At 54.5% G+C, this 14,866-nt stretch carries 16 protein-coding genes; 11 read left to right on the top strand and 5 right to left on the bottom strand.

Going from position 1 to position 14,866, the window contains the following annotated elements:
- Window positions 1-106 precede the first annotated feature (106 nt).
- Window positions 107-1,072 (bottom strand): helix-turn-helix transcriptional regulator, encoded by a 966-nt coding sequence (locus H7B90_RS01590; RefSeq protein ID WP_185134112.1) that lies wholly within the window; start codon window positions 1,070-1,072, stop codon window positions 107-109.
- Window positions 1,073-1,164: 92 nt separating this feature from the next.
- On the opposite strand from H7B90_RS01590, the gene H7B90_RS01585 reads away from it, so the two are divergent.
- The 8 genes from H7B90_RS01585 to H7B90_RS01550 all read left to right on the top strand — a co-directional run bounded on the left by H7B90_RS01585 (window position 1,165) and on the right by H7B90_RS01550 (window position 9,229).
- Window positions 1,165-1,587 (top strand): DoxX family protein, encoded by a 423-nt coding sequence (locus tag H7B90_RS01585; protein WP_185134111.1) that lies wholly within the window; start codon window positions 1,165-1,167, stop codon window positions 1,585-1,587.
- A 115-nt stretch (window positions 1,588-1,702) separates the two neighbouring features.
- On the top strand, window positions 1,703-2,182 hold the full coding sequence (locus H7B90_RS01580) for a GyrI-like domain-containing protein (RefSeq protein ID WP_185134110.1): 480 nt from the start codon (window positions 1,703-1,705) through the stop codon (window positions 2,180-2,182).
- Between the two features lie 25 nt (window positions 2,183-2,207).
- A complete protein-coding gene (locus H7B90_RS01575; protein WP_185134109.1) occupies window positions 2,208-2,675 on the top strand; it encodes a DUF8821 family protein in 468 nt (155 codons plus the stop codon).
- A 133-nt stretch (window positions 2,676-2,808) separates the two neighbouring features.
- On the top strand, window positions 2,809-5,352 hold the full coding sequence (locus H7B90_RS01570; protein WP_185134108.1) for a right-handed parallel beta-helix repeat-containing protein: 2,544 nt from the start codon (window positions 2,809-2,811) through the stop codon (window positions 5,350-5,352).
- A gap of 164 nt (window positions 5,353-5,516) precedes the next feature.
- Window positions 5,517-6,644 (top strand): acyl-CoA dehydrogenase family protein, encoded by a 1,128-nt coding sequence (locus tag H7B90_RS01565; RefSeq protein WP_185134107.1) that lies wholly within the window; start codon window positions 5,517-5,519, stop codon window positions 6,642-6,644.
- Window positions 6,645-6,666: 22 nt separating this feature from the next.
- Entirely contained in the window at window positions 6,667-7,485 is an 819-nt protein-coding gene (locus tag H7B90_RS01560) for a phosphate/phosphite/phosphonate ABC transporter substrate-binding protein (RefSeq protein ID WP_185134106.1), read from the top strand.
- Between the two features lie 78 nt (window positions 7,486-7,563).
- Window positions 7,564-8,757: a cobalamin-independent methionine synthase II family protein gene (locus tag H7B90_RS01555; RefSeq protein ID WP_185134105.1), complete on the top strand. Its 1,194-nt coding sequence runs from the start codon at window positions 7,564-7,566 to the stop codon at window positions 8,755-8,757.
- The gene (locus tag H7B90_RS01550; RefSeq protein ID WP_185134104.1) at window positions 8,741-9,229 is read left to right on the top strand and encodes an OsmC family protein; all 489 of its coding nucleotides are present in this window, start codon (window positions 8,741-8,743) and stop codon (window positions 9,227-9,229) included. Before H7B90_RS01555 ends, H7B90_RS01550 begins: the two co-directional genes overlap by 17 nt.
- A 134-nt stretch (window positions 9,230-9,363) precedes the next feature.
- On the opposite strand, the gene H7B90_RS01545 is transcribed toward H7B90_RS01550, so the two are convergent.
- The gene (locus tag H7B90_RS01545; protein WP_185134103.1) at window positions 9,364-9,732 is read right to left on the bottom strand and encodes a winged helix-turn-helix transcriptional regulator; all 369 of its coding nucleotides are present in this window, start codon (window positions 9,730-9,732) and stop codon (window positions 9,364-9,366) included.
- Window positions 9,733-9,881: 149 nt separating this feature from the next.
- On the opposite strand from H7B90_RS01545, the gene H7B90_RS01540 reads away from it, so the two are divergent.
- Window positions 9,882-10,610 (top strand): NAD(P)-dependent oxidoreductase, encoded by a 729-nt coding sequence (locus H7B90_RS01540; RefSeq protein ID WP_185134102.1) that lies wholly within the window; start codon window positions 9,882-9,884, stop codon window positions 10,608-10,610.
- 194 nt (window positions 10,611-10,804) lie between these two features.
- Window positions 10,805-11,083, top strand: a complete 279-nt coding sequence (locus H7B90_RS33300; protein WP_306421756.1) for a DUF2269 family protein — start codon at window positions 10,805-10,807, stop codon at window positions 11,081-11,083.
- Window positions 11,084-11,158: 75 nt separating this feature from the next.
- On the opposite strand, the gene H7B90_RS01530 is transcribed toward H7B90_RS33300, so the two are convergent.
- Complete coding sequence (locus H7B90_RS01530) at window positions 11,159-11,581, bottom strand: VOC family protein (RefSeq protein ID WP_185134140.1); 423 nt, start codon at window positions 11,579-11,581, stop codon at window positions 11,159-11,161.
- A 118-nt stretch (window positions 11,582-11,699) separates the two neighbouring features.
- On the opposite strand from H7B90_RS01530, the gene H7B90_RS01525 reads away from it, so the two are divergent.
- Window positions 11,700-12,665, top strand: a complete 966-nt coding sequence (locus H7B90_RS01525; RefSeq protein WP_185134101.1) for a helix-turn-helix transcriptional regulator — start codon at window positions 11,700-11,702, stop codon at window positions 12,663-12,665.
- Window positions 12,666-12,693: 28 nt separating this feature from the next.
- Here the strand turns inward: H7B90_RS01525 and H7B90_RS01520 are convergent, their stop codons facing one another.
- Both H7B90_RS01520 and H7B90_RS01515 read right to left on the bottom strand, forming a co-directional pair.
- Window positions 12,694-14,145 (bottom strand): MFS transporter, encoded by a 1,452-nt coding sequence (locus H7B90_RS01520; protein ID WP_185134100.1) that lies wholly within the window; start codon window positions 14,143-14,145, stop codon window positions 12,694-12,696.
- Between the two features lie 68 nt (window positions 14,146-14,213).
- A complete protein-coding gene (locus H7B90_RS01515; protein ID WP_246578500.1) occupies window positions 14,214-14,825 on the bottom strand; it encodes a TetR/AcrR family transcriptional regulator in 612 nt (203 codons plus the stop codon).
- Between the last annotated feature and the right edge of the window lie 41 nt (window positions 14,826-14,866).

The following is a 14,866-nucleotide window of genomic DNA, read 5'->3' as shown; positions in this document are numbered from 1 at the left end:
TTTTTGATGGAACCTTTTTCAATATGTGGATTTTTTGTTTAACGGAGAAGGTGCATGAAACCAAGCTCTGCCAGGCAAGGGGCCTCCTTCTCCGCATGACGGTCAATTACTTGTCTCCTAATATCCCCGCTCTGTGGCGCCATTCTTCTACAACTTCTTCCGGGATCTCCCTAACCTTGATATCTCCGCCCAAGAAAAGCAGCCAATTCGTTATCTCGGCCAATTCGTCCGGATGACGGACATCGATGAAGGCCTTTAAAATAGCCGTGGTCTGATAAGGATTCGTGTATGAAAGGGTCATTTTTATCGGGTGATACTTTTTGAACTGGGCAATCGCCTTGGGACCAAGCTCGAGGACTAGATTGACGGCTTCCTCCTGCTTGCTTAGCCGTTCTGCAATCCTCTTCTCGCTTATTCTTTTTTTCCCGGAGTACGGTTTGACATCGGCGAGATGATCGACCGGAATAATTCGCCTCCGCTCCTCCTCCAGATCGAAGCCTTCGATTTGCCAAGAGCTCTTCTCCCGATAGAGGCGCATGAGATAGATGGAGTAAGACTTGAGCTCCCTTCCTTCTTCGACGGCAACCGTTAAGGATCTGTCTGCAAGAAGCAGCTGGATGAGTTGTTCTAACATAGGGTGAGGCAGATCCGATAGATCGAGCAGGTCGGGATTGCGGGGGTTGGTCCCTTCGAAGAGCAGGATTTGATTTAACAGAACCAGATCGTCTTGCTGGTTTTGAGAGATGAGGCCGAGCAATTTCTCGGCTAAAGAGTGGCGGCTCTTGAGATAAGGGAGCTGTAGATTCCGCGTGGCCATGAAGGCGATAAAAAGAGCCTTGATCTCGTTATCGGTAAAGCGGACAGTAGGCAGGACGGAGTTGTTCATCACGGAATAACCCCCGTCCCTCCCGACTTCGGCGACGAGCGGCATTCCCATCGCTTCGATCTCCCGGATATCGCGAATCGCCGTCGAACGGGAGATGTTAAACTCCTGCATGATCTCCGAGATGGTGAAATGGGCGCGGTTGTTGATGTACCGCATGATGACGTTAATCCGTTCTACTTTTTTCATCGGGCCCTCTAAACAGTATCATATTTTGACATGATTTATCGTTATTATAAACCCATCAAGCGGATTAAACGAGATCAAAGGAGGAATTAGGAATGAGTACGATTACCGGCAACGAGAACATCGCGAAGGTTGATTCCCGCCCTATTGGAAGGAAGGTCGCTTATTGGACTGTCACGATCATTCTCGCCTTCTCTATTGCGTTAAGCGGGATCGGGCAATTGATGCGCTATGGCGGCAATGTCGATCTGGTGACCGATATCGGCTTCCCGTTATATGTCACGAACATTCTCGGGGCTTGGAAATTGCTTGGTGTCATTGCGATCGTCATGCCGGGCTTCCCCCGGCTTAAGGAATGGGCTTATAGCGGAATCTTCTTTCTAATGACGGGCGCGGCCTTGTCCCATGTGTTCGCTCATGATTACGGCGACGGCGGATTCCATGTTATTCTCCCGCTGTTCTATGCCGCGCTTGGCATCGCCTCCTGGGCGCTGCGCCCGAAGAGCCGCAAACTCTAATAGAGAGCGAACCCGCTAGACTCCTGCTACCATTCTGACAGGATTTATGGTTATGATAAACCCATCAAGTGAATAAACAAATCGATCCATTCAAAAAAAAGAGGAGCTGGGATGAGTGGCAACGTATACCTTCGAGGAAAAAGACAGCTTTATCGTTCTTGGGATTGGAACGGAGCTGAAAAGCGATTACACGGATTATGCCGGCATGAATAAGGAGAAGGAAAACTTCTGGCGGTCCGTGGAGCAGGATGGAAGGCTCGACACGTTAAAGGCGATTGCCGCGAACGACTATATCTTTGCCGTAAACGAAGCGGTAAATAACAAGATGATGTATTATGCCGGCGTTATGACCGATTCGTCGATCCCGGAAGAACACCGAGTGATCCAATTCCCTAAGGGACAATACCTCGTCGTTAAAGGCGAAGGGAAGTCGGCTGACGAGCTGAGCGGCATGCTTACCGGCATTGCCTTCGGTCAAGTCTTGCCGGCAGCCGATCATTACGCCTATGTCGGCGGGCCCAACGCGACGGTCGAGATGGGGCAGCGAGACGGCCTCGTCTATGGCGAGATGTGGATTCCGGTTGTGAAAAAGTAAAAGAGATCAGCAGGAGGTATGAAGAATGTCCACTATCGTTGATTTTAATAAGGTGTCTACGGCCGGTCTGGAATCTTCGCCGGTAGCCGAAGCGCTAGCGGGTTTACGCGCGAACGAAGCCCGCTACTTCATGAACAAATACAAGCACGAATTTACGGTCGTACCCGCCAGCGAGAGCCAGGAGACGCTTGAATACGTGGAGCGGGTTTTGAAGGAAGAACGCGGTATCGAGTTTGCGGCCCGGCCTCTAGAGACATCGCGTTTTCAAGTAGAGAATATTAATTGGGCCTTCGTCTTCTATGAGGATGGTTTAGCGGTCAACGTCCTGTATACGGTGGATGATCCCAAGAAGCGGGCTGTTGGATTTAAGCTATCCGAGGGGATGGAAGTTCCTAAGGAGCTGGAAGAGAAGAAGTTCAAATTCGCCAGGCAGAAGTCCAAACTGGCTGGGACCATTCGAGGTTCGTTCTTCGTCATTAAAGGAGAATATTGAAGCCATCAGGAAGGGGCCATCCGCTGAAGGATGGCCCTTCAACTTGCCATAATGAGGCTTTATGATCATTGACGATGGCGTCAAAGAAAGGCACTATGAGAGGAAAATACCGCCAAGAAAGGCAGAGTGCCGAATGAAAGCCATCCGCCCTCATCATAGCACTATGTTCATTGTCGTGCTATTGACGCTTCTTTTCGCAGGAACCCTTATGCCATCCTTCGTCAATCCTGCCTATGCCGATGATTCTTGGCCCGCTTCTCCGCCAGCGGCTATATGCAGCGATACGGGATTATTAAGCGGTCCCAGCGCCGCTCCCGATGGGGCTGTGATCGTTCCGGCAGGGGATAATAGCAGCTTCGACTTCAATCGGCCAGGGGCTACGTTCTGGTTCGAGCCGGGCACGCACACGCTTGCGAATGATATTTACGGTCAGATTCAAGCGAAGGCCAACACGACTTATATCGGAGCTCCGGGCGCCATTCTCGATGGGCGGAATATCAATTTGTACGCATTCACGGGCGACGTGCCGAACGTAACCATCCAGAATCTCACCATCACGAACTTTGGCCGAGGCCATGATAACCATAACGAAGGCGTCGTCAACCACGATGCCGGTACCGGTTGGACCCTTGAATATAACACGATCTCCAATAATGACGGCGCAGGCGTATTTCTAGGCACCGATAATGTTGTCCGTTACAATTGCCTGAAGGATAACGGTCAGTATGGCTTTAGCATGTATAGACCTCCGGTCGAAGGAGATTCGGCCATTAAAAATATCGTGCTCGACCATAACGAGATTGCCGGCAATAATACGGATAACTGGGAAGCTCAGATTCCCGGCTGCGGCTGCACGGGCGGAGGCAAGTTCTGGGACGTGAACGGCGCGAAGATCACGGGCAACTACATACACGACAACAAAGGAACCGGTCTGTGGGCAGATACGAATAACATCGACTTCCTGATTGAAGGGAATTGGATCGACCATAACGACGGCGAAGGCATCTGGTACGAGATCAGTTACAACGCTACGATCCGTAACAATACGATCAGCCGCAATGCATGGGCAAGCGGAAATAACAATCAAGGATCGCCCGGCCCGGCCATTTACCTATCCGAATCGGGCGGCGATGCACGTCTTGCTTCGGCTGTGAGCGGGGCGCCCAAGATTCGAATCTACAACAATTCGTTCATCGATAATTTCTCGGGCGTCTCTATCTACGAGAATGCAAACCGATTCTGCAATTCGAACGGCAATACAAGCACGGGATACTGTACGCCATTCGCGGCTCCAACGATGATTCCGGACTCCGGGCGCAGCTATGACTACCCGAATCCGATTAGCGATGCGCATCCTTGCTATACCGATATTGCCGACGAGCCGTACAAGACCGACTGCCGTTGGCATGCACGCGATATTGAGGTCAATAACAACGAGTTTCATTTCGACGAGAATGCGGTGCCTTGCGCGGGCACTTACTGCGGCGTACAGGCTCTGATTGCGACAGGAGCCGATAATATACCGTGGTCGCCCTATACCGTTGCAGGTATTCAAAAGGACGTGATGTTCGGGAACAATAACCGCTTCCATGATAATCAATACTTCGGCAATTGGAGATTCGCCCAAGGATACGGAGAGGCCGTGTCGTTTAATGCCTGGAGATCCGCGCCATTCAACCAAGATGCGAATAGCTCCTTCACCGGCGATCCCGACTTCGGCGGTTCAAGCGGCAATACGCCGATGCCGACGCCGACGCCTGCCGCAAACGATCTGGACGCGGATACGTCTACTCTGGAAGGTTCTATCGGCGAGTGGCAGAACTGGTATTCGGCAACGGTCTCGCAGTCTGCTAATGAGGCGAGAAGCGGGACGCACAGTCTTCGTATCGATGTGACCGATCCATGGGGCTGGGGAGCGGCGCTGTCGAATTGGCCCGGCTTCTCTACGACCGCAGGAGTGAAGAAGCTTAGCTTCTGGGGCAAGCTGGGTTCGGGGACGAACATACAGCCCAGGATGATTGTCAAATGGCTGGATCGCAACCAGACGGTACTGCAAACGAACGAACTGAGATCGCCCGCTCTGACGGCCGAATGGCAGCAAGAGTCTGCATTGGTGGATGCTCCTGAAGGAGCATCGACCGTGCTCGTATCTATTATCGGATCGGGGAATCCGGGAGATTATTTCTACCTGGACGACATGACGGTAGGCGATGCGCCTAATGCGCTTGATGCCGACACGGCTGGCGGCGAGAATTCTTCCGGGCAGTGGCAGTCCTGGTATTCCGCTTCCGTTACGGCATCGACGTCCGAAGCGCATCGCGGGACCGGCAGCCTCCGGGTAGACGTAGAGGGTCCATGGGGTTGGGGCATCGTAGCCGCCAATTGGCCAGGGTTTACGGCAAGCGCCGGCAATAAGCGGGTGAGCTATTGGGCCAAGCAAGGGACCGGATCTCTATCCGAGGTGACACTCCGGGTCAAATGGCTGGATCGAAGCCAGACGCTATTGCGAACCGACGTTATCCCGCTGAGCGGTTTATCGGCGAACTGGCAGCAGGCCGTCGCTAACATTGCCGCGCCGGACGGGACTGCCAATGTCTACCTCGAGATCTATAGCCCGTCGGGAGTCCCGGGTGACAGCCTGTACCTGGATGAGCTCGTTATTACCGACGCGAACTAGTCGGCATAGGCATAGATGAAGGGCGTCCTCCAGCGGCGCCCCTTTCATTTTGCCGAAATCCTCTCACTTCAAATTAAGGGTGTGATATATTTATGTCGGTACGTAGTTGTGCAGACGCAGGCAGATCGGCTCTCCCATAACGCGAGGAAAAGGAAGGGAACCTTATGAATCGGGTTTATCAAGAAGGCAAGGCATTTGCAAAGTCCTACATAGAACCCTATACGGATCTGACGGACAAGGAGTCGAGATTCCCGGAGGAGTCCTTTAAGGCGCTGGGCGAACAAGGCTATCTGAAACTTCTCATACCGGAAGAATACGGCGGATTCGGCAGAGGCCTTGAGGAGCATGCCCAGGCTTGTCTGGCGTTCGCGGAGACCTGCGCTACTACCGCCCTTTGCTACATGATGCATAATGTGGCGGTCATGTGTTTGGTCACTCATGGAAGCGACGAACTGAAGAAGAGGGTATTCGCGGACATCATCGAGAACGGAAAATTCATGGCTCTGGCCTACAGCGAATTCGGGTCGGGCACCCACTTTTATATTACCGAGATGACCGCCGAGGTAAACGGGGACCTGACCACGTTCAACGGGAAGAAGAGCATGGTCACGTCCGCATCCTATGCGTCCTACTATCTCGTTCTTGCCCCATCCGTCGAAGAGGGGAAGATCAACAACTGGGTATTCCCTCTGGAAGCGGAAGGCCTGTCCTTCGAGTTGTCGGAGTGGCAGGGGTTGGGCATGAGGGGCAATTCGTCTAGTCCCGTGAGCATCGATAATGTGACGTTGGATTCGACTCACCGCATCGGAGCGGAAGGCTCCGGCCAGGAGCAGGTCTTCCAAGTGGTCGCTCCGTTCTTCATCACAGGGCTGGGAGCGATCTACAGCGGTACGGCCTTGCACATGTTCGAGATAGCGAGCGCCCATGCCGCGAACAGGAAGTACCCGGACGGAAGCGCCTTGTCCAATATCGAGACCGTCCAGATTCATATCGGCAACATTTACAAACAGGCAACCGCCGCCAAGGCAATGACGATGGAGGCCGCTAGAGCAGGCGCCGACGGAGAAGCCGACGCGCTTGCCAAGATCTTGTCAGCCCGAATCTTCGCCTCGGAAGCTGCCATCGAATGCGGAAGGCTGGCCATGCGAGTGGGCGGAGGGAAGGCTTACAATAAGGCTCTGCCATTGGAAAGGCTGCTGAGAGACGCGTATGCGGGTCAAATTATGGCTCCAAGCGCAGACGTTCTGTCGGTTTGGCTTGGGAAAGCCTTAACGGGTCAGATGATTCCGTAAAGAAGCAAAGGAGTGAGCTCGGTTGAGCAAGGAGAAAATCAAAGTCGGGGCGGTCATTTACGATCCGCGGGTTACCGTAATCTGGGGGATCATCGCGGATTTCTTCAAAGAGGAAGGGCTCGAGATCGAATGCGTCTTCTATAAGGATTATGAGGGACAGGTCGACGGCTTGATGAACCGGGAGATCGACATCGCCTGGAATTCCCCTCTGGCCTGGTTGGATACGTATCTGAGAACCGATGGCCAATGCCAGATGGGTTCCATGAGAGATACGGACCGAGACAGACAGACCGTCTTCGTGGTTCGGAAAGACAGCGGCATTGCCAATCTCGAAGGGCTGCGGGGCAAGACGATCGGCTTCGGAGCGATCGATTCTCCTCAAGCGAGATTGATTCCGATCCACCACTTGCATAAGAAGGGGCTTGAGTACGGGGCGGACTATACGGAGCGAAGGTTCGATATCGGCGTCGGCCTCCATGGAGACCATGTCGGAGGAGAACTGGATGCCATGAAGGCATTAATGGCCGGAACGGTCGACGCCTCCGTAACGCTGGACTTGAACTGGGAAGCCTGGAAGAAGGACGGTACGGTCGACGAGAATCAGCTGGTATGCATCGATACGACGGCTGCATATGACCACTGCATTTTCACGGCGCATCCCGACTTCCAGACGGAACGGTTCCTGGAATGGCAGAAGGTGCTTCATCGAATGGACTATACCAATGAGGCCCATCGGAAAATGATGGATATGGAAGGCTTGAAGGAATGGGTGGAAGGCAGAATCACGGGATTCCAGCAGCTGCGCGAAGCCAATGACTATCTGAAGTTCTTGAATAAGTAATTCCATTGGAGAGAGAAGCGTGGATGAGTTCCGCTACTTCTCTTTCCCTATTTAGATTCGCTGCGGGAGATCAAACATATGAAAAATCGGTTGCCGTTATTCCCCACTTCCTTAATCGGAAGCATGCCGAGATCCAAAGAGGTGCTGAGCGCCTTAAGAATGATCAGAAGAGGACGGATGGACCCCAGCGACTTCGACCGGCTTATCGAGGAGGAGACTCGCCAAGTCGTCAAGCTGCAGGAGGATCTGGGGGTGGATGTCCTCACAAGCGGCGAATTGGGACGGGATAATTACGTGTCCTTCGTCGCCGACAAGATCGGCGGCGTTCAAATGATGAGCATGAGCGAAATGCTGGATTATGTGGAGGATAAGAAGGCGTTCGAGGACATGCTGACCGCGCTCGACGTTCCGGCAGTGAGCATTAAGAATGCGATATGCGCGGGCAAGCTGCGGTACAAGGGGGATATTGTCGCCAGCGAGCTTCGGATGCTGAAGAAGTTCACCGACAAGCCCGTTAAGGTCACGTTGCCGGGTCCCTATCTGCTGACCCGATCGATGTGGCTTCGGAATCTCTCCGGCAAGGCATATGGGAGCAAGGAAGAGCTTGGGCAAGACGTGATCGGGATTTTGAAGGAAGAGATAGACAACCTTGTCAGCATCGGGGTCGACGTCATTCAATTCGATGAACCGGTCTTGACCGAGGTCGTATTCACGGAGGGCAAGCCGAGGTCGTTCATGTGCGCGGCTCTCTCCGAGAGGAAGGATCCGACGGAGGAGCTTGAATTTGCCGGCTCCTTGATCGGACAGATGATGGAGTCTATCGACCGAACCCAGACGGTCGCTTCTCTGCACGTCTGCAGAGGCAACTGGAGCAAGAAGGAGAGCACCTTATTGGCCGGACCCTATACGCCGCTGCTTGAGTTGTTCGCCAAGGCGGATCCGGATCTGTTGGCTCTGGAATTCTCGACGCCGAGGGCGGGGGAGCTCAGCTCCTTGCTGGCCGATCCGAGGATAGCGGAGCATAAGGCGCTTGGTCTGGGCGTGATCAATCCGCGTACGGATGACATCGAGACCGCAGCTCCTATCGTTGCAAGAGCGGAAGAGGCTATGGCCTATCTTCCCAAGGATCGATTATGGCTGAATCCGGACTGCGGCTTCGCTACCTTCTCCAATAGTCCGGTCAACGTGCTCGATACGATATCGGGCAAAATACGTTCGTTAACGGAAGCGGCTTCCATCCTAAGGAGCAAATATCATGAACCGGGCCAATGATAAACTTAACGCCCCGTATGAGTCCAAGGTTTTCGATATCCGCTTCAGAGGGACATCGAATGATCTCTCTTCCGTGAAGATTTATACGAGCAAAAACCGGTTTCAGATCGAGAAGCAAATCAGCTTTGACCCGGAATCCGAACCGATCAGCAGCATGGAATACTTCGCAGGATCCGTGCTAAGCAGCATCCTGTTGACGTTATTGGAGCAGTCGAAAAAAAGGGGTTCGATCATTGAGGAGATTGAAGGAGTCCTGAATCTCTCTCTGGAGAACCCCTTATCTCTCCTTGGGGTGAAAGGGTACGAGGAAGAGCCGTTTATCTCCAAGATGACGGTGACCGTTTATTTATATGCGGATCTCGAGGACAAGGCTTTTGACGAATTTTGCCTTGGCGCGCTTGCCAAATCCCCTATTTACAATACGTTAAAAAGATCGATGGAGCTGGAGGTCGTCTTCAAAAAGCTGACATAGGCGAACGGTATTTTAGTACAGCGAACCGGGCCCGACCTGGGTCTGCGCTTTATTCAGATGGATGCGCATTCAAACTAAACCTCAACATGAAAAGAGCTGCCGCTGGGCAGCTCTTGATCGTTATGCCGGACATTCTACATCGGCTGTGCGGTTATTTGAGCAGCCGTCCTCGAGTCCGGCGCATTATGGGTCTCGCCCCACTTGCACATGACTTCCAAGACCGGCACCATCGTTTGGCCATATTCGCTCAACCTGTACTCCACTTTGGGGGGAACCGACGGGTAGATCGTCCGCGTCACCAGCCTGTCGTTCTCCAGCTCCCGCAGATGCTGCGCCAGCATCTTCTGGGTCACCTCGGGAATCAGCTTCTCCAGCTCGCTGAACCGTTTGGGGGAGTCCAGCAGATGCCATAGAATCAATGGCTTCCACTTCCCGCCCAACACCTGGATCACCGTCTCGATGGGGCATTTCCTCTCTGATGCCGCCACTGCGCTCGATCTCATGCCGGCGGTCCTCCTCGCTATGCTTACTTTGAAGTAGGTGACCTACAATAAAGTGCGTTCTTAACAAGATTTTATGACCGATGATATGCTTAAGTCAATCCAAACAGTAAAAATTGGAAAAATCCTTCGGAGGAAGAGGGAATCGAACGATGAAAATCATAGTTTTCGGAGCAACCGGCAATACGGGGAAAAGAGCGCTGGCGCAAGGCGTTCGAATGGGGCATGAGATGACCGCCTTCGTGCGCAATCCGGATAAGCTGTATGAGCAGCAAGACCGGCAGATCGCCGAGCAAGTAAAGGTGATCGGGCAGGACATCCTGGATCCGGGCAGCGTCTTCGCGGCTCTGGCGCATCAGGACGTCGCCATCCTGGCGGCCGGTCATGCGGGACAGGGAGAAGAGTTCGTTCGGATCGTCGACAACATGGTCAGCCAATGCGAGAATCAGCCTCTGTTCTCGGGACGGGTATGGCTGATGGGAGGGGCCGGGCTGCTCGATATTCCGTATACCGACCTCATCGGCAACCAGCTTCCGGGCTTTCCGCCAGCGTTCCAGTATCACAACCGGAATTTGGACCGGCTGCGGCGGACCGCGCTCGATTGGTCCGTCATGTGTCCGGGAACGATGATCGATTCGAAGGAGGATTCGCCGCCGGTTCGTTTGCACCTAACTGCGGAAGTCTTGCCCTTGCCGTTCCCGGAGACGATACGGGAGCTTACCGAAGCCGAATTGGCGGGCCACTTGTTCAGCCGGCTACAGGAACTGGACGTCGCCTATGAGGATGTAGCGAGTTGTATGCTGAACCATCTCGAGCTTGCGGGGCCGTTTAAAGGCAAAAGGGTCGGTCTCGCTTATCGCAGCGAGACGCCGGTTCGCTAATCGGGGAGAGGGAGTGGATCGCTTGTACGGATTGTTGCTTCTCCTGCATATACTCGCCGCGGTCGCCGTGATCGGCTCGGCCTTCTTGATGCCTATCGTCCGCAGATCGGCCCGTACCGCCGCGCAGCTCCGCTTTTTTTTTCGACATTGCGTCTAAGGTTGCCTGGTTCTTTAAAATAGGCGGCACCGTACTCGTGCTGACCGGTATCTGGCTCATGGTCATCGCCGATATGGGGTTCTCTCAAATGTGGCTGAACCTCTCCATCCTGTTCTCGCTTCTCTTGATCGTCGCCATTGCCGGATGGATCGAACCGCGTATGAAAAGGATCGCCCGGATCGCGTCGGAGAGCGAAGGTCCTGAGATATCCGCCGAAGTCGGGCTGGCGATGCGGAGACTTGCGCCCTTGGAGACGACTGCCCAACTGCTGACCTTGGCAGTAACCGTGCTGATGGTCATAAAGCCGATGTTCTAGACAGAGACCCAAAAGGAGCTGCCCGAGGCAGCTCCTTGTTGGTTATTCGCCGTTAAGGGCACGTCCGCTCGAAGATCAGCTTCTCTCCGTGAAAATTTGAAAGGTCACTCCGAACCGATCCGTTACCATGCCGTAGGCGGGGCTGAAGTAGAGCGATTGCAGGGGCGAGAGCACCTTCCCATCCGAACGCAACGCATCGTAAAGGCGCTCCGCTTCGGCTGCTTCCTTCACCGTAATGCAGATGTTGACCTGATCTCCGCGCTCCAATCGCAGATGGGGTTCCGAATCGCTGACGAACAGTTCGGAGCCGCCGACAATCAGAACGGAGTGGGCGATTCTGTTCTTCGCTTCTTCGGTCATCGAAGCGTCGGCTGCCTCCGGAGTCTCTCCGAACGTTTGTTTGAACACGACTTTCGCGCCAAGAGCCTGCTCGTAGAATCGGATCGCTTCATTCGCCTGGCCGTCGAGCATGATAAATGGGGTGAACTTCACATTCATCTTCATTCAACTCCTTGAATTTGTTTTGGTACTGGACTCATCTTCGATTGTATCGGATGATAGTGACAAATCACGTCATAGTTATCGCGGATTTTCGGCAGGCGGGGAGGAGGGGCACGTGTCTAAATCCAAACGGTTGATGGAATTGATTGTCGCGGTCAATCGCAAGCGCCGATTTACGGTCAAGGAGCTTGCCAATGAGTTCAAGGTGTCTGCGAGGACGATTCTGAGGGATTTGCAGGAGTTAAGCGAACTAGGCGTACCTCTGTACTCCGAAGTAGGTCCCCATGGGGGATACCGGATTTTGCAAGAACGGCTCCTGCCTCCGATCGCCTTTACGGAGCGGGAGGCGGCGGCGGTCTTTTTCGCTGTCCAGGCGCTGCGTCATTACTCGTCTCTGCCGTTCGAGACGGAGACGTCGGCCGTGTTGAACAAGTTCTATAGTTATATGCCGGAAGATGTGCGCGTCCGGATCGATCAGATGAGGGACAGGGTCGACTTCATTACGCCGGTTCGGCATGCGCAATCCCCGCATCTGTCCGTATTGCTGGATGCGGCCATCCGGCAAGTCGTCTTGCATGTGGATTATGCCTCCAAACAGCAGCGGGGGAAGCGGGAGATTCAACCGATCGGCATCTACACCCAGGAGGGATTGTGGTACTGCTTGGCCTATTGCTTCCTTCGCAAGTCTTATCGCGTGTTCCGCTGCGACCGGATTCATTCTGCCGTTCCCTCGGATTCCCCGCCGCTTGACCTGCAACAGATTCATCTGGGGAGCAGGGAGAAGCTGTCTCGCCTTGAAGGCGATAGCGTATACCTGTATGCCGAGCTGTCCGCCGAGGGAGTGGAAGCATGCGAGGCGGATCCGTGTCCGGTACCCCTGCTCCATGTTCGGGATGACGGCACGGGGTGGCTCGAAGGCTATGTGCCGAGAAGCGACATCCCGTATTACGCTTCGTATTTTGTCGGGCTCGGCAAGGAAGCGGCGGTGCGGCAGCCGGAGGAGCTGCGTGCGGCGATTCGGCAACGGCTGTCCGAGATGCTGGCTTGGTACGCGGACGAAGCGATCATGACGCAAGAATAAATAAGGGAGGCAGGGTTCGAGGGCTTGATTAAGATGAACCGCCCGGCGAACCGGTTACGGGATTGCGATCGGCCGGAGCCTGCGAGACCAGGACGCCCTTGCCGAAGAAGAAGCAGATGATGACGGCGGCGATGGCGAACGCAAGAGCCAGCCCGAACTGATGATGGAAGGCGTTCGTCAAGACAGTCGCATTCTTCTCCCCAAGCTCGGGCCCCAAGCCGCCGTTCAGCCGCCCGGCGAGGAGACTTCCGAACATGCTCATGCCGATGCTGGCGCCCGCGGTCTGGAATAGCTGCACGGCGGATTGCGCGACGCCCCGATCCGCTTCCTCCGCGGATTCCTGAATGAGCAGAGTATCCCCGGCCATCAGGCTTCCTGTGCCGATGCCCATGACGAAGAAGCAGAGGGCGGGGTAGAAGAAGCTCTGGCCCGGATGGATTCGAAGGGCCATCAACAGTCCCGCGACCGGGAACAGGAACGAAGCGCTGAACAGCGTACGATAGGGCATGCGCGCCATTAGGAAGCCGAACGCCAGTCTGAACGGGAGGGCGCCCGCCATCAGCATCAGCGTGAAGTAGCCGGATACGGCAGCCGAGAAGCCCATGGCGATCTGGGCATAATACGGGAAGGAGGACGCCGCTCCCATCAAGCCGCACATTGCCGTGAACATCAGGAGGGCCATGACCACGATGTTGCGGTTCCGCAAGAGGCGCGGGGGAATGAGGGGTTCGGCGGCCCGGCGTTCGACGAGGAGGAACAGACCCAGCAGGACGCCGGAAGCTCCGAGCAGCGCCAGCACCGGCGGAGAGGTCCAAGCTAGGCCCATGTTCTCGATGAGCACGGGAGCCAGCAGCAGGCACAGGATGGCCCCCACCAGAGTCAGCGCTCCGGCGTAATCCACCGAACGCCGCGGTTCGCGGCGGTTCTCTTCACGCAGTCCCAGGAACATCAGAAGAGCGGCCAGCGAGCTGACGGGAAGATTGATCAGGAACACCCAGTGCCAGCTTAGATGGTCCGCCATATAGCCGCCGATCATGGGACCGACCAACTGGGGCAGAAGCATCAGGATGCCGAACAGCCCCTGCAGCTTGACGCGCTGCTCTAACGTAAAGCTCGTTCCGAAAATGACCATGGCCAGCGGCATCAGACCGCCTGCGCCGACCCCTTGAATGCCGCGGCCTAGAAGCAAGAATTCCATCGTTGGAGCGAGGGCGCTCGCCAGAGAGCCGAGAATGAAGAGAGCGATACTGATCAGATAAAGCCGTTTGCGCCCGAAGAGATCCGACAGCTTGCCAAGGATGGGCATGGAGGCGCTCATCGTCAGCAGGTAGATGCCGGCTACCCAGCCGTACAGCGTCATGTCTTGCAGGTCCCGGATAATCGCGGGCATGGCCGTCGAGACCGCCGTCTCATCCAGTCCGGCGAAGATCATGCCGATGATGAGGGCGATTAAGACCATCGTTTTGTTGGTGTGCTTCATGGGAATTCCTCCGTTCGGCAGTCGATTTGTAATGCAAGTACTTACTTGCAGATAGGGCAATAAAAGAGCTAGGGGGTTAGAGCCCTAGCGAATAATCGGACGCTTTCTTCGATAAACTCATCCAAGGTTTGTTCGGGAAGAGCTTCCTTGCCGTCATCGGCGGAGAAAAAAGCGCCGTAATTCATGGCCATAAAGGAGAAGACGGTCATCTCCAGATGGGGCGTCGACAGCTTCTTCTTGTCCATCATAACCGCGAAGTACCGGGTCAGAAGCGTTCTTAAATGCTGGGGAAGGCGCCCGGCTTTCTGATAAATTTCTTTGCTGCTGCCTTTCAGAGCCATATACAGCAATTTGCGGTTCCGATTCATGATCTTATGGTAGGTCCGGCTGATGAGGAGAAGATCCTCGTACAGCTCCCATTGCAGCGATTCTTGAAATACCTCCGTCATCTCTTCCTCATAGGAATAACGCTCGAATGCCGTCTCGAGCAGCTTCTGCTTCGAGCCGAAATGCCGAAACAGCGTGACTTCGTTCACTCCGGCCGCGGCGGCGATTTCTTTGGTTGTCGTCGCGTCGTAACCTTTCTCGGACATGAGATCGATCGCCGTCATCAATATTTTATCGCTAGTGCGGTAAGCGTCGTTCATAAGCCACCCTTCCATGCAAGTGCTTGCTTGCATCGTTATTGTATATTTCCTTTGATTTTATGTCAACACACCCA

The organism is Cohnella xylanilytica (assembly GCF_014212175.1).
GTDB classification, from domain to species: domain Bacteria; phylum Bacillota; class Bacilli; order Paenibacillales; family Paenibacillaceae; genus Cohnella; species Cohnella xylanilytica.
Note: the sequence above shows the minus strand (reverse complement) of the source record. Positions and strands in the feature narration are given on the sequence as shown.